Annotated in this window: 23 protein-coding genes; 9 read left to right on the top strand and 14 right to left on the bottom strand. The window is 43.7% G+C overall.

The window, feature by feature from the left end; translation table 11 throughout:
- Nucleotides 1–123 precede the first annotated feature (123 nt).
- Genes BUQ89_RS04435 through BUQ89_RS04415 form a run of 5 tightly spaced genes read left to right on the top strand, consistent with a single transcriptional unit; the run spans nt 124 to nt 4,534 of the window.
- Complete coding sequence (locus BUQ89_RS04435; RefSeq protein ID WP_028462434.1) at nt 124–1,608, top strand: cobyric acid synthase; 1,485 nt, start codon at nt 124–126, stop codon at nt 1,606–1,608.
- Nucleotides 1,605–2,135 carry a bifunctional adenosylcobinamide kinase/adenosylcobinamide-phosphate guanylyltransferase gene (gene cobU / locus BUQ89_RS04430; protein WP_028462435.1) on the top strand — a complete coding sequence of 177 codons (531 nt, stop codon included), beginning with the start codon at nt 1,605–1,607 and terminating at the stop codon, nt 2,133–2,135. The genes BUQ89_RS04435 and cobU overlap by 4 nt, the downstream gene beginning before the upstream one ends.
- Nucleotides 2,128–3,201 (top strand): nicotinate-nucleotide--dimethylbenzimidazole phosphoribosyltransferase, encoded by a 1,074-nt coding sequence (gene cobT / locus BUQ89_RS04425; protein ID WP_036574017.1) that lies wholly within the window; start codon nt 2,128–2,130, stop codon nt 3,199–3,201. Before cobU ends, cobT begins: the two co-directional genes overlap by 8 nt.
- Entirely contained in the window at nt 3,198–3,803 is a 606-nt protein-coding gene (locus BUQ89_RS04420; RefSeq protein ID WP_245812895.1) for a histidine phosphatase family protein, read from the top strand. The genes cobT and BUQ89_RS04420 overlap by 4 nt, the downstream gene beginning before the upstream one ends.
- Entirely contained in the window at nt 3,800–4,534 is a 735-nt protein-coding gene (locus BUQ89_RS04415; protein WP_218146786.1) for an adenosylcobinamide-GDP ribazoletransferase, read from the top strand. The genes BUQ89_RS04420 and BUQ89_RS04415 overlap by 4 nt, the downstream gene beginning before the upstream one ends.
- A gap of 321 nt (nt 4,535–4,855) precedes the next feature.
- On the opposite strand, the gene BUQ89_RS13690 is transcribed toward BUQ89_RS04415, so the two are convergent.
- The 14 genes from BUQ89_RS13690 to tnpA form a co-directional block, all read right to left on the bottom strand.
- Nucleotides 4,856–5,431 (bottom strand): hypothetical protein, encoded by a 576-nt coding sequence (locus BUQ89_RS13690; RefSeq protein WP_177183634.1) that lies wholly within the window; start codon nt 5,429–5,431, stop codon nt 4,856–4,858.
- 42 nt (nt 5,432–5,473) lie between these two features.
- Nucleotides 5,474–7,504, bottom strand: a complete 2,031-nt coding sequence (locus BUQ89_RS04410; protein WP_028462438.1) for a CopD family protein — start codon at nt 7,502–7,504, stop codon at nt 5,474–5,476.
- A 10-nt stretch (nt 7,505–7,514) separates the two neighbouring features.
- Nucleotides 7,515–7,916, bottom strand: coding sequence for a copper resistance CopC family protein (locus BUQ89_RS04405; RefSeq protein WP_028462439.1), 402 nt, complete (start codon nt 7,914–7,916; stop codon nt 7,515–7,517).
- Nucleotides 7,917–8,030: 114 nt separating this feature from the next.
- The gene (locus tag BUQ89_RS04400; protein ID WP_028462440.1) at nt 8,031–8,609 is read right to left on the bottom strand and encodes a hypothetical protein; all 579 of its coding nucleotides are present in this window, start codon (nt 8,607–8,609) and stop codon (nt 8,031–8,033) included.
- 50 nt (nt 8,610–8,659) lie between these two features.
- On the bottom strand, nt 8,660–9,259 hold the full coding sequence (locus BUQ89_RS04395; RefSeq protein ID WP_028462441.1) for a hypothetical protein: 600 nt from the start codon (nt 9,257–9,259) through the stop codon (nt 8,660–8,662).
- Nucleotides 9,260–9,449: 190 nt separating this feature from the next.
- Nucleotides 9,450–10,712, bottom strand: a complete 1,263-nt coding sequence (locus BUQ89_RS04390) for a methane monooxygenase/ammonia monooxygenase subunit B (RefSeq protein ID WP_074202506.1) — start codon at nt 10,710–10,712, stop codon at nt 9,450–9,452.
- Nucleotides 10,712–11,536 carry a methane monooxygenase/ammonia monooxygenase subunit A gene (locus tag BUQ89_RS04385; protein WP_036574070.1) on the bottom strand — a complete coding sequence of 275 codons (825 nt, stop codon included), beginning with the start codon at nt 11,534–11,536 and terminating at the stop codon, nt 10,712–10,714. Before BUQ89_RS04385 ends, BUQ89_RS04390 begins: the two co-directional genes overlap by 1 nt.
- A 195-nt stretch (nt 11,537–11,731) precedes the next feature.
- Nucleotides 11,732–12,544, bottom strand: coding sequence for a methane monooxygenase/ammonia monooxygenase subunit C (locus tag BUQ89_RS04380; RefSeq protein ID WP_028461076.1), 813 nt, complete (start codon nt 12,542–12,544; stop codon nt 11,732–11,734).
- Nucleotides 12,545–13,376: 832 nt separating this feature from the next.
- A complete protein-coding gene (locus BUQ89_RS04375; RefSeq protein ID WP_028462465.1) occupies nt 13,377–13,769 on the bottom strand; it encodes a response regulator in 393 nt (130 codons plus the stop codon).
- 286 nt (nt 13,770–14,055) lie between these two features.
- Nucleotides 14,056–15,513 (bottom strand): TrkH family potassium uptake protein, encoded by a 1,458-nt coding sequence (locus BUQ89_RS04370; RefSeq protein WP_028462466.1) that lies wholly within the window; start codon nt 15,511–15,513, stop codon nt 14,056–14,058.
- Nucleotides 15,514–15,525: 12 nt separating this feature from the next.
- Complete coding sequence (gene trkA / locus BUQ89_RS04365; RefSeq protein ID WP_028462467.1) at nt 15,526–16,959, bottom strand: Trk system potassium transporter TrkA; 1,434 nt, start codon at nt 16,957–16,959, stop codon at nt 15,526–15,528.
- A 62-nt stretch (nt 16,960–17,021) separates the two neighbouring features.
- Nucleotides 17,022–17,804, bottom strand: a complete 783-nt coding sequence (locus tag BUQ89_RS04360; protein ID WP_028462468.1) for an inositol monophosphatase family protein — start codon at nt 17,802–17,804, stop codon at nt 17,022–17,024.
- Nucleotides 17,805–17,809: 5 nt separating this feature from the next.
- Nucleotides 17,810–18,364, bottom strand: a complete 555-nt coding sequence (locus BUQ89_RS04355; protein ID WP_028462469.1) for a thioredoxin family protein — start codon at nt 18,362–18,364, stop codon at nt 17,810–17,812.
- A gap of 172 nt (nt 18,365–18,536) precedes the next feature.
- Entirely contained in the window at nt 18,537–18,953 is a 417-nt protein-coding gene (gene tnpA, locus BUQ89_RS04350) for an IS200/IS605 family transposase (protein WP_074202505.1), read from the bottom strand.
- 30 nt (nt 18,954–18,983) lie between these two features.
- Here tnpA and BUQ89_RS04345 point away from each other — a divergent pair, with 30 nt between their 5' ends.
- From BUQ89_RS04345 to BUQ89_RS04330, 4 genes are all read left to right on the top strand, one after another.
- Nucleotides 18,984–20,216 (top strand): RNA-guided endonuclease InsQ/TnpB family protein, encoded by a 1,233-nt coding sequence (locus tag BUQ89_RS04345; RefSeq protein WP_074202485.1) that lies wholly within the window; start codon nt 18,984–18,986, stop codon nt 20,214–20,216.
- Nucleotides 20,217–20,273: 57 nt separating this feature from the next.
- Nucleotides 20,274–20,990 carry a 16S rRNA (uracil(1498)-N(3))-methyltransferase gene (locus tag BUQ89_RS04340; RefSeq protein WP_028462043.1) on the top strand — a complete coding sequence of 239 codons (717 nt, stop codon included), beginning with the start codon at nt 20,274–20,276 and terminating at the stop codon, nt 20,988–20,990.
- 65 nt (nt 20,991–21,055) lie between these two features.
- Nucleotides 21,056–22,393: an amino-acid N-acetyltransferase gene (gene argA, locus BUQ89_RS04335; protein ID WP_028462042.1), complete on the top strand. Its 1,338-nt coding sequence runs from the start codon at nt 21,056–21,058 to the stop codon at nt 22,391–22,393.
- A 515-nt stretch (nt 22,394–22,908) separates the two neighbouring features.
- Nucleotides 22,909–23,184 carry an oxidative damage protection protein gene (locus BUQ89_RS04330; RefSeq protein ID WP_028462041.1) on the top strand — a complete coding sequence of 92 codons (276 nt, stop codon included), beginning with the start codon at nt 22,909–22,911 and terminating at the stop codon, nt 23,182–23,184.
- Nucleotides 23,185–23,221 lie beyond the last annotated feature (37 nt).

Raw genomic sequence — 23,221 nt, 5'->3', positions numbered from 1 at the left:
CTGTAACAGAAATAGGTGAAAAAACAGGCTTTAGTATCAGCGAAGCTGACTCCCTATCCATCCCCGGCCTTAAGACCGGGGTTTTCCGGAAGTTGAGATGATAAATATAACCGGCATGAATACATGAATACCCAGACACTCATGGTCCAGGGCACTACTTCAGATGCTGGCAAAAGTTTACTGGTAACTGCCTTATGTCGCTGGCTAGCCCGACAGAATGTACGTGTTGCACCCTTCAAACCACAGAATATGGCATTAAACAGCGCGGTCAGCGCAGATGGCGGGGAGATTGGTCGTGCTCAAGCGATACAGGCATTCGCTTGCGGCCTGGCGCCACATACCGACATGAATCCTGTGCTACTGAAACCCAATACTGACTCAAGTGCACAGGTTATTATTCACGGTCATGCAATCGGCAATATGAATGCACGCAGTTACCATGATTACAAAACTATCGCACTAAAAGCCGTACTTGAGTCTCATACACGCCTCGCGGCAAACTACGACAAGATTATTGTAGAAGGTGCAGGCTCTCCGGCTGAAATTAATCTGCGCGCTAATGATATTGCCAATATGGGTTTTGCGGAGGCAATCGATTGCCCGGTTATTCTCGTCGCCGATATCGATCGAGGGGGCGTATTTGCGCATCTGATTGGCACACTGGCCCTGTTAAGTGACAGCGAACAAGCTCGAATAAAAGGCTTTGTCATTAATCGGTTCCGAGGCGACATCGCATTACTCAAACCAGGCCTGGACTGGCTGGAACAACATACCGGCAAACCGGTTCTGGGCGTCCTGCCTTATTTACAAGGGCTACATCTGGAAGCAGAAGATGCACTGCCAGCTACTTATAATCCTGACCTCAATCCAACAGAAGCGCTGATGCATATTATTGTGCCTGCCTTGCCACGCATCAGTAATCATACCGACTTTGATCCGTTGCGCCTGCATCCGCAAGTCAATCTGAAATTTATCGGCCCTGGCGAAACAATCCCGCCAGCCGATTTGATTATCTTGCCAGGTTCAAAAAGTGTCTGTGCCGATCTGGACTGGCTATGCCAGCAAGGCTGGGAAACGGCTATTCGGCGACACCTGCGCTACGGTGGAAAGCTAATGGGTATCTGTGGCGGTTTCCAGATGCTCGGAAAACAGATACATGATCCCAATGGTCTCGAAGGGAAAACAGGTGGCCGTACCGGATTTTCATTTTTTGACATGGTTACCAGGCTAGCGCCTGACAAATTACTACGCAATGTACAGGGTACGCTCGCACTTAACGATGCAGCAATGACAGGCTATGAAATTCACGCCGGGATCACTACCTATGATTCATCCTATGAACCCGCTGCTTATTTCGACAACAAATCTGATGGGGCAATCAGTCAGGATGGACTCATTCTGGGTACGTATCTGCACGGATTATTTGAATCGACAGCAGCCTGCAATGCGCTACTCAGTTGGGCCGGATTGGATGGCAATATACAATCGCTCGATTATCATGCAATACGTGAAACGACTATGAATCGATTAGCAGACAGCATCAATCAGCACCTTGATGTTAACCAATTATATCAACTGCTTAATCTAAACAAGGTATCTGCAGAATGAATAAAAAAACCCTCATTCTTGGTGGCGTTCGTTCTGGCAAAAGCCGCCTGGCCGAACGATTGGCAACCGAAAGTCAACTGCCTGTCACTTATATTGCTACTGCCACTGCACTTGACGAAGAAATGCACAAGCGTATTGCATTACATCGTGTACGGCGCCCCGATAATTGGATTGTAATTGAAGAACCGTTACAGCTCGCTTCGGTACTGTATCAGCAAGCTACCAGAGAGCGATGCATTCTCGTCGATTGTCTAACACTCTGGCTAACTAATCTATTAACAGCCCAGGATACATCACAATTTTTATACGAACGCGAGGCCTTGCTCTCAACGATACCCACATTAACAGGCCGAATTATTCTAGTCAGCAACGAAACGAATATGGGCATCACCCCAATGGGAGAACTAAGCCGCCGCTACTGTGATGAAGCCGGGCGATTACATCAGGATCTGGCACAGTGCTGCGAACAAGTTATTCTAACCGTTGCCGGTCTGCCACACATATTAAAAGAGCATCCCCATGAATGAAACAGCTGCAATCGATTGGCTAAATGAGCCTTTCGTCATCCCCAATGCCAAGACCCGGCAAGCTGCTCAAGCACGCCAGGCACAGCTCACCAAACCGTCAGGCTCACTGGGCCGGCTTGAGGATATCGCCATTCATCTTGCCTCGCTTCAAGGCACTCTCCGACCCGACGTAGAGCGCGTTCAGATTACCATATTTGCGGGAGATCATGGCGTTGCGGCCGAGGGAGTATCTGCATTTCCACAAGCAGTCACCTGCGAAATGATCAGGAATTTTGCCAATGGTGGGGCCGCGATTAGCGTCTTGGCTCAAATCCTGGGTGTGCAACTTGAGGTAATCAATATGGGAACAGCACAGGATACCGAAGCGTTTCATAACGTAAGCGATTACCGACTGGGTCCTGGTACGGCTAATTTTATTCATGAGCCTGCAATGACCATAGATCAACTGACTCAAGCACTACAGGCTGGCCGCCATGCTATTGAACGCACCCATTCCATGAACACGCAGCTATTCATTGGCGGTGAAATGGGCATTGCCAACACCACAGCTGCTACCGCCCTAGCCTGCATTCTGCTTGATACTGAAGCTGTCTTACTTGTGGGTCCAGGCACTGGCCTTGACACACACGGTATTGCGCATAAAACAACAATCATTCAGCGTGCACTGGATCTGCACAGCAACCATATTACATCCCCCCTTGAAGCGCTGCGCCGCGTTGGTGGGTTTGAAATCGCAGCTTTAACTGGTGCATACCTCCGTTGCGCCCAATTGGGGATACCCGTGTTGATCGATGGCTTTATTAGCTCTGTTGCAGCATTAACTGCTGAACAATTGCGCCCTGGAATGAAGAATTGGTTATTATTTTCACATACTTCGGCTGAGCCCGGCCATAACCTAATCCTTGACAGGCTTAATGCCAAACCACTTTGCAACCTGGGCCTTCGTCTTGGCGAAGGTAGTGGTGCTGCGATCACACTGCCTTTGCTACGTATGGCCTGTACGTTACATAATGAAATGGCAACTTTTTCTGAAGCACAGGTTTCCGGAAAAACTGAAATAAAGTGAAAACAACAACGATTATCGATTTGATGCGCCATGGAGAAACACAAGGAGGTCGCGTCTTTCTAGGCAGCACTGATACGCCGTTGAACGAGCATGGCTGGTTGCAGATGTGGAATACGGTTGAAAGAAATTCGCTCGGCTGGGATCACATTATTACCTCACCCTTGATCCGTTGCGCCCAATTTGCTCAAGCACTGGCACAGCGTTATGCCATACCTTTGATAGAGGATGCGCGTGTTCAGGAATTACACTTTGGCCAGTGGGAAGGCTATTCTGCAGCCGAATTAATGCAAACAGATGCCGCTGCATTAACCCGTTTCTGGCAGAATCCCATGCAATTCACGCCCCCCAATGCGGAGCGTCTGAGCGATTTCAACACACGTGTTTTATGTGCCTGGCATCATATAATAGATCAATACGCCGGCAAAAAAATTTTATTGATCACACATGGTGGAGTGATACGCACTTTGCTTTGTCATATTTTGCAGCACCCCATCGAGCGACTGCTTGAACTTGAGATAGAACATGCCGCCATGCGACGTATTCGCGTCGAATACGGACAAAACCATCATCATTCCATGCTAATTACCGACATATCGGTATGATTCAACCTTTTCTTATTGCATTACAATTTCTCACACGCTTACCGGTACGGCTAAAATCACAACCCAGTGAACATGATATTGGACGTTCCCTACTCTATTACCCATTAGTTGGCTTACTCATTGGAGCATTATTGGTCGCATCCAGCTGGTTACTCAGCGATACACCTCCATTTGTCGCAGCCGCACTACTCGTCACTTTATGGGTAATACTAACTGGAGGTTTGCATCTCGATGGTTTGGCGGATAGCGCGGATGCCTGGATCGGCGGCATGGGTGATCGAGATAAGACCCTAACTATTATGAAAGATCCCAACTGCGGACCATTCGGTGTTGTTGCAATTCTATTAGTCCTACAACTCAAGCTCGCAACACTGCATGCGCTGTTTGTGAATGATGCACCCATTGTGCTATTCATTGCTGTCATACTTGGCAGAACGCTATTACCATTATTGCTATTAACCACCCCCTACGTCCGTTCACATGGATTAGGCTCTGCACTGGCACGTCATCAGCCACGTAACCTAAGCATCATAGTGGTCATCACAACCATCATATTTATTTTATTTATTTATACTGTTAATAGCTTGGCTCTGATTATGGCAGCGGCTATTGTTTTTCTGTCTGTACGTGCCAGTATGCTACATCGCATAGGTGGAACAACAGGCGATACTGCAGGTGCGCTAGTTGAAATAACAGAAGTAGCCGTTCTGCTTGCCGCAGTTTTAATTTGACTGCTTCCGCCCAAAAGGAAGGAAATTTCCTACTCACTCAGTACGCAATCCGAGCACACTTAAATACAAACCGGATCCACATCATTTCCAAGAGCTAACTCCGCCAGCCAACGTCACTAACCGATCCCGATAGACAATAGGAAAGCTTTGCAAAAGTCCTCGTCAAAAGTTTTAGATTATTGATTATAAATAGTTAATTTCTAAACTATTGGGGTTTTGCAAAGGTCTCAATATGTGTGACGAATATTGATGCGTTCCGAGAAGAAATAATGAAATATAGTTCGCAATTGATAGTATCCGGAATTCTATTAGAAATGACGACTATTTGGATTCATGACCCATAGAATGATGTGCATCATGGTCATGGTCATGGTCATGGTCATGGTCATGGTCATGGTCATGGTCATGGTCATGGTCATGGTCATGGTCATGGTCATGGTCATGGTCATGGTCATCATGATGATGCCTACTGATATCTGTTTTGTCTTTTGCACGATTTGAATTAAGCGGTGTAAATCGTGCAGTATAAGCTTCTTGCTCCGAGAGTTTAATAAAAGCAATAACTGTTGTATCGGACTTTATCAAGAACTCACCCTCTCCCCGCAAAATATTATTCAATACGGGCTCCAATTCAATCATTATTTTATGCTTATTTTTTCCAGATTGAATGTTTACTTTTCCTGTTCCGTTCTCAGTACTGACCTCATTACCGGCATGATCTGTTACGTAAAGTGCAATTTCCTTATGCTTGACAACAAGTTCCAAATAGTAGGGTCCAGCTTTACGAAGCTGTCCACCATGTAATGCGTCCGCCTTCTGTGCTCCTTCAGCAAACGTACTCATTGGCTGGAAAATCAACAACACAATACCTAACATTAATATCAATAATTTATTCATTTTTAGTATATAAATAGATGAAAACAGCGGGTTCGAGTAATACTAATTGACATATTCATCTGGCGGCGGCAGTATCGACTCTTCCTGATTAAACAAACTAACCTGTTTTATCAATAAATCAGTATCATCCCAACCCAATGTGTTTTCTGTTGGTGGAATCCAGCGCGCGCGTAAATAGCCATAACGGTCTATCAGAAACTCCATATGATCAGGAATCACTCCCGCTCCCAGTATATCCGGACGGCTAAATGTTCGTCGAGATAAGGCATAGCTATGTGCAATTTCCGATGCGCCTTCCGTCACAATTGGAAAGGGGATATCAGTCGCAATATTTTTAATTGTTTCCGCATCAAGCCCCTCCTTGGGAACAGCCAGCACTAACGTGTTTTGATCATTTAATACATCGTAGACTTGCGCGAGTTGTTTCAGCCTATCAAGCGATTCTGGCCATGAAAATATAACAAGCAATACTGATTTCTGTTTTCTAAAATCTGCCAAAATACCACTACTGCCATCCTCTGCAGTATAAAAAAAACCGGGGGGGACCATATAAGGTCTGTTTGGAACCACCTCCGGCGTCAGGATTCTTGCCTGATAACCACGTGATAAAGCATGAATAAAATTTACTAGATCCCAACGATCATCTTCCGACAATTCATCCACATATCCCGGCATCTCAGTATCATTAATTCCGAAACTGATCCAATGAAAAAAATCGCCCGCGGTATGTTCTTCAGTATGCGGTTCAGTGAGCATATCAGTAGGAACCGTAGACAATGTTCTGGACTGAATACCATTACCTTTTCCCTGTGGCCCATGACAATTAACACAGTACTGCGCATAAAGTGCGGCACCATTCGCAATTGAAACCGCATCAAAAGGAATCGGTGTTCTACGATAAGTCTCCGGATAGGCCTCAATAGCTAAAGGGGGTAACGCTACAGCAAAACCCGTAATCACTAAGAAAAGCGGAACAATGATTAAGCGCCCCAATTTCCATTTCTGTGATTTTCCCAGCCATACAGCACCACCAGCCAAAGCCAGGATTGCAATTCCAGTCCAAACTTGAATGATTACACGAGCATCATTCCAAGTGGTCTCTATTGAAAATCGAAATGGATAGGGCCATTCCTCAATAGGTGCATATTTAGCTGGTGTTGTATTAGCAATAATTGTCGCTAATAATAACAATACCAAGGCGATGACAAATTCAATACGCACCCATTTTCTCATGACTCTAGCACTAGCACTGATAACTGCCGGGTTATCAGCCTGAGTAAATATTGGCAAGCAATTTGAACGAACATACGCAGCAATCACAAGAATAATTGCCAATAAAGCTAATTTTATATTCAGTAGCCAGCCATATGGTGTCGCAAATAAGGCCGCATAGTTTCCATCAAAAATCCTATCTGCTACAAAAATACCCGAGGCAATGATAAGTAGCATCGCAGGCAAAGCTATCAATGAAAATCGCTGTAAAACCTGAATATCGATATTCTTTGTTTGCTTATCCTTTTCTGTCTTTACATAAGCAAATAACAACAGTAAGAATGCCGGTAATGCACCCAGCCAAACGCCTGCCAGAATAATATGTAATGCATAAGGCAAAATGGACAACAAGGATAACTCTTCCGCCGCAGAGTGGCTAGTGAGTGATCCCGCTATTAGCGGTAAAGTAGCAACTATGGCACAAAACACATAATGCCAGCGTGACCTAGCAGTATATCGAAGATATAAGATGACACCTAATAGTATCATCGCTAATACTGCTCGCCAGACCCAGACATCTCCCACGCGAGTGTTTTCTAAAAAATCAACCCAGATCCCTGGTCGCCATATATTGGCGGCATTTCCGGTCGCCTGCCCTGCTGTGATCGCCAAAATTACGATCAACCCAGCTATCACACCTAACCCTAACCAAGGAAATAATGCTTCTAATCTATTAATCCACGATCTCTTGGCAACAGGCTGGCTACTTTCGGTCATTGCAAGAAAAACGCAGCTACCCAACAGCGTTAAATTAGCTGCCAACTGAAACCAATGGGTAGCCACCTCAATCACATCTATCATTTCCTTATACTTAATTTTTCACACTAAAATCATAAGCCGATTCAACCACATGGCCGTCCATAGATAAAACACGAAATTCTACGGTATACCGTCCTGCCTTCATTTCCGGCAAGGGTAATACAACTGATCTCAAATCATCCGGTACGGGCTCTGCATTTGCGCTAATAATTGGTTTTTTATCTGCACTTAATACTGAAATTGATGCATAATTTCCCTCAATTTCTTCGTTAAACCATAATTGTACTTGAGTCGGCGGTACAGAAAGTGCAGCACGTTTTGGTGGTTCCGATTTAACTAATGCCGTATGCGCCCATACTGGATCGGCATGCAACAGCCATGCCGGCATCAATATGATGCCCGAAATAATAATTATCCGCTTCATTACGGGAATTATGAGTGATTTAAGATTCATTATTACTCCTCCTCGATAGCACATGCTTTATGAGAAATTCTATATCTAGAATTAGACAATTTTAATCAGAATGGGTTCAATCCAGCAACCTCATCTCAACATCAAAAAAGCGCTTTAAGCAGTATCTGTTGTTTCAACCTTACGACGTCGTGAAAAGAAAAAAGCACCAGCTCCCACAATAATCACAACTGGTAGAATAATTGTCACCCAACTTGTTGGTCTTCCCTCACCAACCGAAAATGGAAAACGGGATACATAATCTTCCGCACCACCCGTAACCGTAACCAAGCCCACGAATTTACCTTTCTCTGGAAAAACATGCTCCACCGCAATGGATGCGCTAGGATAAACCTTTGGCGGCAGATGATATACGGTAATATCATCCAGATTCTCCTCTGAACCTGTGTCGCGAATAATACGTACTTCCGTGGTCAATGGGCGTAATTCATCATTGATGTAATCCAGTGCCACGACGGTTTTACCAACCTCAGGAATATCTTCACAGAATTCTTCTTCTTGAGTTAATGGCTGATAACCAGTGAAATGCATGGTATAAGGCCCAACTGTGAGGATACAGAGATCCTCAGCCAGGGCCAATCCACCGTGTGCCTGCACTTGCACAGAAAATATCATACTTGCTGCGAGTAATACTGATACTAGAGTTTGTTTTATTAAATTTAATTGCAAAAACATGCGAGAGTATTCCTGTATAAATTATGATGGGTCATAATAATCTTGTTTCATTAATCGCCAGACTGCTCATTTATTTTTGAATGGCGGGAAGCCAACCAGCTTTTCAGTCGCTTTGACTTCACGAGCTTATAGCCAAGCACAATCATCAGCAGTAATCCAATCACCGGCCCAATCGCAGCACGAAACACCGCTGCATAATTGATCATTTCTACCCGTAACTGATATTGGTAGTTCAGCGGAGGCACGCCTTCTGCCGTCACAATAACCACATGCTCTCCCTGTTCTAGCGTGCTCTCTGTATTAATTACCCCATCTTTAAAATAACCTGGCTGTATATTGATTATTGTTTCACCATCAGTTGCATTATTCCCTTTGATTACTTTCATTCCTATCGGCATATCCCGCAGTGCCGGATCGATCAAATCCACCACAAGCACCGTGTCCCCCGCATGCGGAATATCGGTACAATAATGACCACCTATATCATTTTGCGGCTGGTAAGCGCTAAAATGTATCATATTCTCGCCGATCCGACGCATACAGCTATCCTCTTCTATGGCAACTTTTCCATGTGCCAAAGCTGCACCTGCATATAGCGTCGTAGCCAGAATAAGGGCTGCAATACTTACCTGTATTATTTGCCTAACCACGACAAACCCTCCTGTCTGGTGAGCGCCTTCAAACAGATAAGGCTTGCTTATGCCCCTCCGTCTTTATTATTCCATTTCTGGATTTTGTGCGGCACTCTGAATTCGTGATATTACGTTACTTATAAAAAAACCGGCACACCTCTGTCTGTCTTACGACAGCGGCGTACCGGTTTTTTATGCCGAGCTTAGATTAAAGCTTAGTAAATACCGGTATAACCGCGCCAGCAATACTATTGATGTAACGATTACCTTCTTCGTCCCAGGTCATCAACAAACCACCAAAACGACTTTCCGGATCACCCAACAGAGCCATTAGACGCTGAACTTCCCATAATGCATCTTTGGCTTCCATTTTAACTTCACGAGTTTCGCCTGGTTCAATCGCTGTATCATCATCCATCGATAAGCCAGTCGCTACCAGTTCTCTCGGATAAGCTGGATCCAGATGTTCTTGGCCCAGCGCATTAACAAAACGAACACCTGCTGTGGTGAATTCGCCGATGTTAATACCGGTATCTCCGTTATTGGTGATGCTCATGGTCACACGCAATGCACGACCAGGCACGTCATAGTTAGCATGGGTTACTTTAATCGCTACCGGATTAGGTGCGATTGGTAACGGTGCTACTTTAGACTCACCCGCTTGAATCGGTACGGTATAAGGATGTACGGTTTCTGTATAACGATAGCCGCCCCAGACGATTGCACAGGTCAGTATTGCTACCGCCAAGCCGACTTTCCTGTCCATCGGGTCCAGCAACAACTCATCCCCATAAGCCAGCAATACACGGCTACGTGGCAGGAACATCGGACGTGCTACAAAGTAACCAATCCAGAAAACACCCAGACCCATCCACAATGCATGCCAGAATACACCATTGCCATGATTGAATGTTTCTGTGTCAATGGTCTTGCCTGTCAGCGTTTTAATTGGGTTGGTAAAGTCATCCCAGCTTCCGGTGATGTTCATCCAAGATGCAGGACCCGCAATCGGACCGGCATCTTTCACGTTCACCATAGCGTGCATATGGTGACGTCCCGGAATTCTCGCTTTCAGCTTGACTTCAAATTCATAGTCACGGCCAATGACAAGTGGTCCAGCGATGAAGGTAGGCTCACCATTCAGCTTAGTGCTCAAACGTACAAACACAGGACTAGGGCTACCTACGTTGAAGAACGCACGTTCAGGCTTGCCAACTGCACGTGGCCAATCTTCTGCCAGGTGAAACTTACCTGTCATCGTAGCGATATCATTCACTTTGGTCGTCTGAGGACCCCACTTCAGGTCATACCATTGTATGGTACGCATCCGCAGGAAAGGTTCTTGTGAACGTTCACCGTGTGCCGCTACGGGTGAAACATCTAATACTACCGTTAATGCCAGTGTTGCTACACCATACGCCACCCCATAGAGGCCAATGACGCCCAGCTTAAATATGTTTTTTATACTCATTATTTAATTCCCTCTGCGAAACCTTCCTCACCAAATGCAGTGACATCGTGTTTCATGGACACCTTGCCTCTTGCACCTTTAACATAGTAGAACGCTGTACAGTAAAGTTTGCCAAAGTACCACCATACACAGAACATCAGCATGGAAACAAAGGCTGCAAAGAATGCGGCAATCACAGTCGTATGTCCACCAAAGGTACGTAACGAACCTTGCTCAATCAATCGCACATATTCAGGTGTGCCAGTACGAACATAAAGAAAACCAGTGTAATCGGCCAATGAAAGCAATACACCTTCAACCACTACGGGCAAATGTGTTGGTCCAAAAATGGGCCAGTTACCTGGATAGAAAAATAACCCAAAGAAACCACCACCAACCAATGCAGTAACCAACCAGCTGCGTGTCAGCAGCATAACCGTGTCCAGCATCAGCGCACCAGGAATCATGGTAGACGGCAGCACAAAGTTCATCGGGTAATGTGACCACCAGTAGAAACCCCAGTAACGTGTCAACCACTCACCTACTAACAGGCAGACGATACAGAGTGTCGCACCAAACGGCAGGCGATAGTTAACCCACAGATAGTACATAATTGCCGCACAATACATAATTCCGACAATCGGGGTAACCACCGGCCAATATTGGCGATCCTTCCAGTCAAGCCAGAAATCCCAGTCTCCAGCTAATAGCATGAAGTGCATGTGGTAGGTTCCGACCAAAAGGATACATAAAATTGGAAAATATACCGCGTCGATCATTCTCGACATCTTGATCGCCTCAGGCGGCATTTTTGCTGCCTTTAAAATTTCGTCGGTTCTGCTCACTAGATCCTCCCTTCGATTGTTTCGTGTGATATTAAATTTAAAAACATGACGATTCCTTTACTACTTTTTACTACGATTTACCGCGCCGCTAGTTTGCATTCACTTCTTCCCCAAATACAAACTAACGTCATTACAATTTGCGGACATCCCCACCTCAATAAAACACGATACGGGGATATCCATCATAACCTGAGATTAAGGAACAATCCGGTTATTGAGAATTTCTTTACTCTGATTATTCCAGATCACATCTGTCAAGTTGGAATAACGCGTAATGATCTGTGCTGCAATCCCGCCTGAGAACAGTCCAGCCCAGCCCAGTATCACAAAACCCCAGTGTAACGGTGCACTGAACAGCTCTTCCATGAACCAGAAAGCATGACCCCATTCATTAAGACCCACGTTTGGCAGAATCATGAGTGGACCTGCAATTGCCATAACCAGCGGAAATGATGTGCCACGGCTATACAGTGGCAGACGGGTCATTGAGTACAGGTATGAAGCAACACCACAAACGATGTACATCGGGAATGAACCATAGAACACTACAACGTGACTTGGGGTAAAGCTAGTGTCACGGATAATAACCTGATGCCATGATGCATCTTGCTCAGTAAAGAAACTACCGCCCCAGTAAACACCAAACAGGTAGATACCCAGCCACATCAGAAAATAGAAATAACGCTTGACTTCCAGTTTCGGATCCAGATTATCCAACTGCTCTTTGGTATCGCGAGTCTTCAGAATCCAACCCCAAGTGACTAATGCGAATAATGGCATAACGGTCATATGCACGCGCCACAACCCCATCCAGACGCGTTCGAATTCCGGTTCCATTGAATCCATACCATGTGAATAAGCAAATGTACGCTGATACCAAATCCAGAAAGTCGCTAAAGCAAGCATTGTCGCTAGACCGATCTTATAGTACTTTGAGTCGTACCATTCCGTCATGTCATAGTCGACTTTTGCGCTGGCTGCGCTACTTGTTCCCATTGTTGTTGCCATATTTGTTTCTCCTGTTTCTTTCTGTTAATCAAAACTATTACCAAACAATCATTATTCTAGCTTTAATATCAATCAGTCATAAAAAATAATCGATATTTACCGCTACAAATTAATAACTACGCTTGATCAAGCAAATTTCGCCTACCCGTTAGCTATAACCCGCAGGCTAGTCGACCTTGGGGATTGAAGTCAAGTGATTTGTCATAAAACTTCCATTTTCAAGGTGTGGATATTTTCTGCATATCTTAAATTCCCCTTATTTCATAATGGATTAAATATATTTAAATAATTTATGGGGATTTCTCAAAAATTCTTCACCTCATCGCCCGGCAGGCTAAATATAGCATTTTCTTCATCAGGGTTTTCGCTCATAACAGCAATCTTTATCAGGACAACACTATCCTGTCTTAATTCCAACGATCCAAATCCTATCTGCATCCTCTCTGTTCCAATTAGCTTTTACATGTCGTATATTCGTTATCTATTTGACTGACGTGAGGAAGTTATATAAAAATCTTTAATGATTCCGCCTCGCCCAGCAAGCATATCATTCCCCCATACATCACTTGAACATCTAAAATAGGGTCAAGATCAAATAGTCAAATCCGATCTGCCAGATCTGTCATACTGCTCACTATTAAAAAATCATGTAGCTAAGAAAAGAGATGAGAAAATAATAATCTGGCAACTGATTCACAGCAACCAATCTGGCTGACACATCAAGACATGGAAAAATATCGTGCCTAAAACAAGGTGGATGTTAGAAATTAACCATCTCAAGTAAATGGGCAATGCGCAGCAAAGAAAGCAAGGTGGCAGAAAATAATTTGAATTAATTCTCAGCGTGATGCTGTGCTGTATACTTGCGTACAATATTTAATAATGCTTCCTTCGTAAATGGCTTGGTTAAGTATTCATCAGAACCCACCATCCTGCCTCTAGCACGATCAAATAAACCACTTTTACTGGATAACATAATAATGGGAATCGACTGGAATCGAGGATTTTTCTTAATAAGCATACAGGCTTGATAACCATCCAGGCGTGGCATAACAATATCAATAAAAATAACATCAGGGTGATAGTCAATTATCTTAGCCATTGCATCGAATCCATCCGTCGCCAGAATGATTTCACAACCCGACTGACCGAGGAAAATCTCAGCACTACGTCGTATTGTATGACTATCGTCGATGATCATCACTTTGATACCCTTCAAATCCATTGCATCATTCACACTCACTCCTTAACCTGTTTGGCTATCGTTGCCGTTAAATTTGAAATTTTTATGGCTCTTATTAAATTGTCTGGAAATACGCTGTCACCTCTACTTTCGGTCTCTCCTCACATCCTATCTGTTTTCGCTCATTCAGATAACGTCTAACACTCGTCGAGACTTTTGCAAAAGTCCTCGCCAGAAGTTCTGACTATTGATTATAAGGAGTTAATTTTTCAACTATTGGGATTTTTTAAAGGCTTTTCGTCGTATTTTATATTTATTTTGGAACAGCTTATTTTCTCCAAAAGGCGGGTGTAAAAACAATCAGTATTGTAAAGAACTCCAGCCTCCCCAATAGCATGGCAAAACTACATATCCACGTCTGAAAATCAGTTAATGATGCATACGTGCTCGACGGACCAATTTGATTCAGCCCTGGGCCCAAATTATTAATACAAGCGACTGCAGCAGAAATAGCGGTAATAGCATCAAGTCCGCTTAATGTAAGCATCAATGTCATCAATACGATACTTGCGATATATACGAATAAGAAGACAAGGACTGCAAAAATAATTCGGCTTGAAATAACGTTCTTACCCAACTTAGCGGGCATCACCGCATTAGGATGCATAATCGTGATCATTTCCCGGTACACCTGCTGATATAAAATCCGCGCGCGAATCATCTTGATACCTCCGCCTGTAGAACCTGATGACGTACAGAAGCCCGACAAAAACAACATCCATAATGGCGCAAAAATGGGCCATACACCGTAATCTACATTGCTATATCCAGTGGTCGTTGCAACAGAAACAACATTAAAACTAGCATAGCGCAGTGCTAACAATGGATCGCTATAAATATCCATACACCATAAATAAAATGCAAATCCCAGACAACTGGCCACAACGATCAAGATGAACAACCCCACTTCCGGATCGTGACGATAAAACGAGAGTTTTTTCCCCCGCCAAGCCAGAAAGTGAGTTGCAAAATTTATTCCGGCAATCAACATAAAAACAATGGCAACAAGCTCGATTAGCGGTGAATTCCAATAACCGTAACTCGCGTCATGTGATGAAAAACCACCTAGCCCTAACGTAGTAAAAGCGTGCATTACGGCGTCAAACCAACTCATTCCTGCCCATCTGTATGCCAAAATACATACCAGCGTAAGACCGGCATATACCAACCATAATCCTTTAGCTGTTTCGGCAATACGGGGAGTCAATTTAGATTCTTTCATAGGCCCGGGTGTTTCTGCTTTAAATATCTGTCTCCCACCTACACCCAATAATGGCAAAATCGCAACGGCCAACACAATCAAGCCCATCCCACCCAGCCATATCATCTCCCCTCGCCATAAATTAATTGAATGCGGTAGTACATCCAGTCCTGTCAGGACGGTACCCCCCGTTGCGGTGAGTCCAGAAACAGCCTCAAAATAAGCCTCGCTAAGATTGAATCCCGGAAGAAAAAATAATAGCGGCAACATAGCAAAGGCTGGCAACACCGACCACACTAATACAACCAGCAAAAATCCATCCCGAATCTGTAACTCACGCTTAAAACGACGTGTAGTCAGCCACATTATCAGGCCGCTGCCAATGGTGATAAGAATAGATATTTCAAATGCAAATCGTGATCCATCATCCATCCAGAATGCAAGACCAAATGGAAGCAGCATTGTAAACCCGAATACCAGGATCATCTTGCCCAGTACATTGACAACAACAAAGAGTCGATTCATTCGATAATTCAATTACAGGAAACCAACATTAACCTGAAATAATTTCTCTACTTCTCGAATCATTTTTCTATTAATTACGAATAAAATCACATGATCTTCTGGTTCAATGACTGTATCATGGTGCGCAATAATGACTTGTGGATTAGCAGCCGATAGCACCTCTTGCTCCATTTCCCCTGACATGCCTTTGGAAACAGGCAAACCACGCACAATTGCAGCAATTGTTGCACCTTTTGGCAGGACAACATCCTCCACCTTTCTTCCAACTACATTCGATGATTTTGCATCACCGTGTACCACCAGTTCCAATGCTTCCGCTGCGCCGCGGCGCAAACTGTGTACCGCGACAACATCCCCTTGCCGAACATAAGCAAGTAACGAACCAATCGTCACTTGTGCGGGAGAAATCGCAATATCGATGCCACCACTTTGTACCAAATCAGCATAGGCACTACGATTAATCAATGCCACGACTTTGTGCGCCCCCATACGTTTGGCCAGCAATGATGACATGATATTATTTTCATCATCGTTAGTCAGCGCACAAAACATATCCATCTCAGCAATATTTTCATTTTCTAGTAATGTCTCATCGGTTGCATCACCATGTAACACTAGCGCATGATGCAGCTTCGCTGCTAACCGCTCGCATACTCGATAATCATGCTCAATAATTCTTACTTGATAATCTCTCTCCAACGTTTCAGCAAGACGCTTACCAATTTTTCCACCACCTGCAATCATGACACGCTTAACAGGCTTATCCATACTGCGCAGCTCACGCATGACAACTCGAATATCTTCTGACGCAGCAATAAAAAATACCTCGTCCTCAGCCTCAATTATGGTATCGCCTTCTGGAATAATAGATCTATTCTTGCGAAATATTGCAGCCACACGGGTATCTACATTGGGAACATGCTTACGTAATTCCTGCAATTGTTGACCCACAAGCGGGCCGCCATAAAATGCGCGCACAGCAACCAAACTCACCTTACCTGATGCAAAATTAAGTACCTGCAATGCTTCTGGAAACTCAATCAAATTTTCTACGTATTCGGTCAGAATTTGTTCTGGGCAAATTGCAAAATCTACACAAAAATTTTCTGAAGAAAAGATTTCCAGATGCGTAAGATATTCAGTAGACCGAATACGGGCAATTTTAGTTGGCGTATTAAACAAGGTGGCAGCAAGCTTACAAGCCACTAAATTAGTTTCATCACTTGCAGTTACGGCGAAGACTAAATCGGCATCTTCGGCACCGGCATTAACCAATACCGATGGATGAGAGGCACTACCGATAATCGTGCGCAAATCCAGACGATCCTGTAATAGCGACAGCCTATCTGCAGCAATATCAACCACGGTGATGTCATTAGCTTCGCTGACCAGACTTTCTGCTACCGATGAACCAACTTGGCCTGCACCCAGAATGATAATCTTCAATTGGATGATCCATTCCGTAATATCATGAGGTACTATCCATAAATAAGTTGACGCAGATACCTCTACGCATGCGCACGCACCCAATCTCGCCATTGTGTAAACAAAACAGGATCACGTGCGGCAATAACCGAACGTCGCCAGGGTGATCCCGCCCAATAATCATCCTGTCCGAGACCACACATATATCCACCAGCCTCCTCCAGAATTAAACTACCTGCTGCATAATCCCATGGCTTTTGCCCCCCATGTAAATATAAGTCAAAATAACCCGCAGCGGTATAACACCATTCCAGCGTACAGGCACCATAATTTCGTTGAGATGAGAAAGGTGGATTGCCCGCAATTCTTTCGGCAAGCTTCCGATCCAATCGTTTCAAATCGACATTAGCCATCGCACTGGATAACAAAGGAACATGCTTATTGATGGGTAATAATATGCCATTCAAATAGGCACCACCGCCCTTCTCAGCATAAAACATCTCGTTTGAGATAGGATTATAAACGACGCCTAAAATACTTTTCCCCTGTTGCATCAGCGCTACTGAAATAGCAAAATAAGGCAAACCATTGAGAAAATTGGAAGTGCCATCAATCGGATCTACGCTCCACAATCCAGAACCCCCCATAGCCCATTGTTCACGCTGCTCAAGCTCAGGCATTTCCTCCCCCATTGCAGCACCCGGATAGATTTTTTGCAATTCCTCTAACAGAACTGCCTGTACCGCAAGATCTGCCTCTGTGAAATAGCTACCATCTGCTTTAATCCGCCGATCTACCTGCAAATAACGCGGCATGATTTCCTGTTGCGCAACGGTTCTCACTACATTAATAACGGCATCTAGCACTTTTTTCACGTCCGCCATTTGATCGAACAACCAATACTGGGAATCTGATTCTCAGGACCCCGGCCCGTTTGAGCAACCTGCACCATACCTTCAAATAGATCACGTCGCACATTTGCTGGCGCTGCTTCTTTGCGCGAGGCATCCAGTCGCCCACGATATTGCAATTCCAGCTTGCTATTCAAACCAAAAAAATCCGGTGTGCATACTGCACCATACGCCTTGGCGATCATCTGAGTCTCATCCCACACGTAAGGAAACGGATAATCAAATTGTTTTGCGATTTGTATCATGTTATCAAAAGAATCTTCCGGATAATCCGCTGGATCATTTGACATAATAGCAATTGCATTAATTCCATGCGGAGCGAGTTCCCTCACATCTCGAATCATACGATCTTGTATCGCTTTTACGTAAGGACAGTGATTACAAATAAACATTATCAATAGCCCATTTTCCCCCTTAGCTTTTGCCAGGTTATAACGTTGACCATCAACACCTAACAAATCAAAATCAACCGCTTTCCAGCCAAATTCACAAATGGGTGTTTCCAAACTTGCCATATCTTCTCTCCCCTTACTGGTAGTATTTAAGAAAATTTATATTATCATGGGCACATTACCCGCTATCACTAATTGCCTACCTCTAATCTTATAATGTACCCACGCTTTTATCAAATAGCGCGTAAAACTTCGTCCTTCAGGGCGGAGATATAAGCGCACAGGCGAAGCCTGTTTAATGCGATCTTTGCTGTTGTTCAATATATTGCTTAATAATCGAGAGTGGTGCTCCACCACAACTACCCGCAAAATAGCTTGGACTCCAAAGCATATTACCCCAAAGCTTATTTTTAATTTCGGGATAATTCTTTTTGCGAATAAGTCGGCTTGAAACGCCTTTCAAACTATTTACCAAGTTAGAAATAGCAATTTTTGGTGGATAGTTAACTAAAAGGTGAATATGATCATGCTCATCGTTAAATTCCACCAATTCTGCTTCAAAATCCAAACACACGTTTTTAAATATTTCTTCCAAATCAATTAATACCCTTCCGGAGAAAACATTTCTACGGTATTTTGTTACAAAGACCAAATGAACATTAAGATTAAAAACGAAATGTCTTACTGTTATTACATCGTTATTAACTTGCATAGACCAATTCCTTTTTGTATAATTATAACCATGAAGCAGATTATACGCAAAGCCTTTAAATCTCGACTCAATCCAAATTCTGACCAAGTACAGAAGATGGTTGAGTTTGCAGGTGCTAATCGGTTTGTTTGGAATAAAGCCTTAGCAATGAATCTGTTCAGATTAGAGCAGAAACAGCCATTGCTTTGGTACAACGAGTTGTCATTTTGGCTAAAGCTATGGAAATCCTCAGAAGATTATGGATTTCTAAAAACCGTTCATTCTCAACCGTTGCAACAAGCCTTAAAAAACTTAGAAAAAGCGTTCAAAGACGGTTTTGATAAAAAACAGCCTTTAAAACGGATTCCAAAATTCAAGAAAAAAGGTTTGAGTGACAGCTTTCGTTATCCACAAGGATTTAAGCTGGAGCAAGAGTCTAGCAAAGTGTTCTTGCCTAAAATCGGTTGGGTGAAATATCGTAATTCACGCCAAGTCATTGGTGACGTTAAAAATATGACGATTTCCCGTAAAGGCGGTTATTGGTACGTGTCGATTCAGACTGAGTACGAGACCGAGCTAAAGCGTCATAGCTCAACCAGTATGATTGGTGTTGATATGGGCGTTACCCGCTTTGCAACCTTGTCAGACGGCTCATACGTAGAACCTTTAAACAGTTTCAGAAAGTTATCAAAGAAACTGGCTTTTGAACAGCGTAAGCTGTCTAAAAAAGTCCGTTTCTCTGCTAACTGGAAAAAGCAGAAACAAATCATTACCCGACTGCATGAGCGTATTGCCAATGCTCGTTTAGACTTCTTACACAAAACCTCAACCGAAATCAGCAAAAATCACGCAATGGTCGTAGTTGAGAATTTAAAGATAGGAAACATGTCTAAGAGTGCCAAGGGCAGTGTTGAAAAGCATGGTAAAAACGTCAAAGCGAAATCGGGTCTAAACAAATCCATTCTTGACCAAGGATGGGGAATGTTCGTTTCGTTTTTGGAGTATAAACAGGCTTGTTCAGGCGGGGATGTATTGAAGGTAAACCCTCAATACACCTCTCAAACCTGCCCTAGATGTCAACATGTTAGTCGTGACAATCGCAAAAGCCAAAGTGCTTTTGAATGTACAGAATGTGGATTTAAAGCCAATGCCGACTTGGTAGGTGCCTTGAATGTACTTGAGCGAGGACATCGCTTGTTAGCCTGTGGAGTTGAAACGTTAGTTTCGTCTAAGAAGCAGGAACCAGTAGGCAGTAGCAATACAAACCTACTCTTAACGGCTTAATAAGTCGCTAGGAATCCCCTTCGTTTAGGAAGGGGAGGATGTCAATGCACCGAAGACATCATTGTAGGTCATTCTATCGAATTACCGGCCGATATTGAGCATCATGCCACGCGCGTATTACGTCTGAGATCGGGTGACAGAATCACACTATTCAATAACAAGGGAGGTGAATTCCTGGCACAGATCACACACATCAGTAAATCAAAGACTACCGCTTTAATAAATGAGTATCATGCCATTGAACGGGAATCACCATTGATAATTGAATTAGTTCAGGCAATATGTATCAACGAGAAAATGGACTGGATTATACAAAAAACAGTAGAGCTCGGTGTCACGCATATCTTTCCTGTTACTACCCATCGTAGCATCGTGCATCTCACCAACGAACGTGCAATCAAACGCCTGCAACACTGGCAAAAAATTGCCATTTCTGCCTGTGAGCAATCTGGCAGAAATCATGTACCACAAATCTCTCCCTTGATGTCATTATCTGATTGGTCAAATCAGAAAAACATGAATAAGACGTCCCAGAATCTCGGATTTATGCTGTCCACCACAGCAGAAAAGAGTTTAACCCATTTCCAGAAGCCCCCTCTTAATACGGTATTAACGCTACTTGTCGGGCCAGAAGGGGGTCTTACACAGGAAGAAGAAATCGCTATTTTACACACGGGCTTTATTCCATTGCGCTTAGGAAAACGTATACTCCGAACAGAAAGTGCGGCATTGGCTACAATTGCGGCAATGCAAGCACTATGGGGTGATTATTGACAAGCGACTGCACTACTTATTAGCGAGCAAATAAACTAATTTAATCCTTAATATCCATTTAAAAGATGAAATCCAATACTGATTTTGTCAACTGGTTTCGTTCGGTTGCACCTTATGCTCACGCATTTCGCAATAAAATTTTTATCATCGCTTTCAGTGGTGAAATGGTAACCGATGCAAAATTCGTCGACTTTATACATGACATCAATTTACTGGCCAGCCTCGGTGTTCGGCTGGTTTTAGTACATGGCGCGCGCTCACAAATAGATTTACGGCTCGATGAGTGTAAATTGCAAACCAAATCTGTAATGGGCATGCGTGTTACTGACCCAGCCACATTACAGCGTGTAAAAGAGTCGGTAGGGCGCATTCATATTGAAATAGAGGCCTTACTATCCATGGGATTACCCAACTCACCCATGGCGAATGCCGCTATTCGCGTTACCAGCGGCAACTTTGTTACCGCTTGCCCCATTGGCGTGATTAACGGCGTTGATTTAATGCATACAGGAAAAGTACGCAAAATAAATGCAGCCATGATTCGCACACGCTTGGAACAGGGTGATGTCGCTCTCATTTCTCCCTTAGGTAATTCTCCAACAGGAGAAATATTCAATTTAACACTGGAAAATGTCGCAACCGAAGTGGCCATTGCACTCAATGCAGAAAAGCTCATTTTCCTACTGGATGTGCCGGGTATTTCAGAGGAATTTACTGATAAACCTCAGACGCTGCTACGTGAATTAACGGTTGCTGAATCTCGGTTACTCCTCACCAAACATGCAAACAATACAATAAAACTGCCGCTCGCAATTGAACAATGCCTTTCCTACGCAATCAAGGCGTGTGAAAGCAGTATCGCGCGCGTCCACCTGATCAGTCGCCATATCGATGGTGCGATATTACAAGAGCTGTTCACTCACAGCGGTATCGGCACCATGATATCGCGAGAATCCCTGCAATCCTTACGCAATGCAAAAATAGAAGATGTGGGCGGTATTCTACAATTAATTGAACCACTAGAGGCTGAGGGAGTGCTGGTAAGACGCAATCGTGAGCTACTCGAAATTGAAATCAACCGCTTTATTGTATACGAGCATGACGGTATGATTATCGGTTGTGCTGCATTGTATCCCTTTCCAGATGAGAACGCCTGTGAACTTGCGTGTCTTGCGGTGCATCCTGATTACCGTAATTCGGAACGCGGCAATACACTACTCAAATATGCTGAAGCCCAAACAATCGCTCAAGGAAGCAAAAAATTATTTGCTCTCACGACGCGCACAACACATTGGTTTATTGAGCATGGCTTCAAAGAGATCGCACTCTCAGACTTACCCAAAGCAAAACAGGGATTATACAATTACCAACGTCGCTCCAAGGTATTCATGAAGCACTTATAATTCAACCGGTCGCTACTTGAAACGAAAATCTTAAAATCTCATCATAATCAACAGATGGGGAAAGATAACAGGCATTCAATCTGACTCTAAAAAACAAACGTGTTATATAACAACCAATTGATCTCATTGTTATATATTAGTCCAATGAGTTCACGAACTTCCCTTGCATAACAGCGTGGGCAACCGATCCTGAGGCAATATAGTCGCTCTCAGGGGTAAATGGAACCTGTATTTTTGATATTATCCCGGCAGCGTAACAAAAAGAGCAGGGTGCTAAAAGAACAGCGCGCTTCCAGAGAAAATTAAGGAAAGTAATCCTATTTAATGGAATAAAGGATTCTTCATTTTTTATCTTACCGTCGTAATTTGAGCGAGATATCTCATGGTTACGTGACTCATACCGTCATTTTATACATACTCCTTTAGAATTGATCGGTAGTACGGTAGCCTATTCGATTAAATGGAATTAGCATAACCGCAGCTTAACTATAATAGTTTATTTGGAGAAATTGAAAATGGCTAGAATGATCTATTGCATTAGACTTGGGCGTGAAGCAGAAGGATTAGACTATCAAACCTATCCGGGTGAATTAGGAAAACGTATTTTTGATAACGTATCCAAAGAGGCCTGGGCTGAATGGATTCAGCATCAAACTATGCTGGTCAATGAGAACCGCTTGAATCTTGCGGATATCAAAGCTCGCAAGTATCTTGCCGAACAAATGGAAGCTCATTTCTTTGGAGCTGGTGCAGAAAATCCTGTCGGCTATGTGCCGCCGGAAAAATCTTGATCTCTATACCGGAGCAGAATTATTCAACACATAAAAA

Source organism: Nitrosomonas cryotolerans ATCC 49181, from assembly GCF_900143275.1.
Taxonomy (GTDB): domain Bacteria; phylum Pseudomonadota; class Gammaproteobacteria; order Burkholderiales; family Nitrosomonadaceae; genus Nitrosomonas; species Nitrosomonas cryotolerans.
This window is presented reverse-complemented; position numbering and strand designations above follow the sequence as displayed.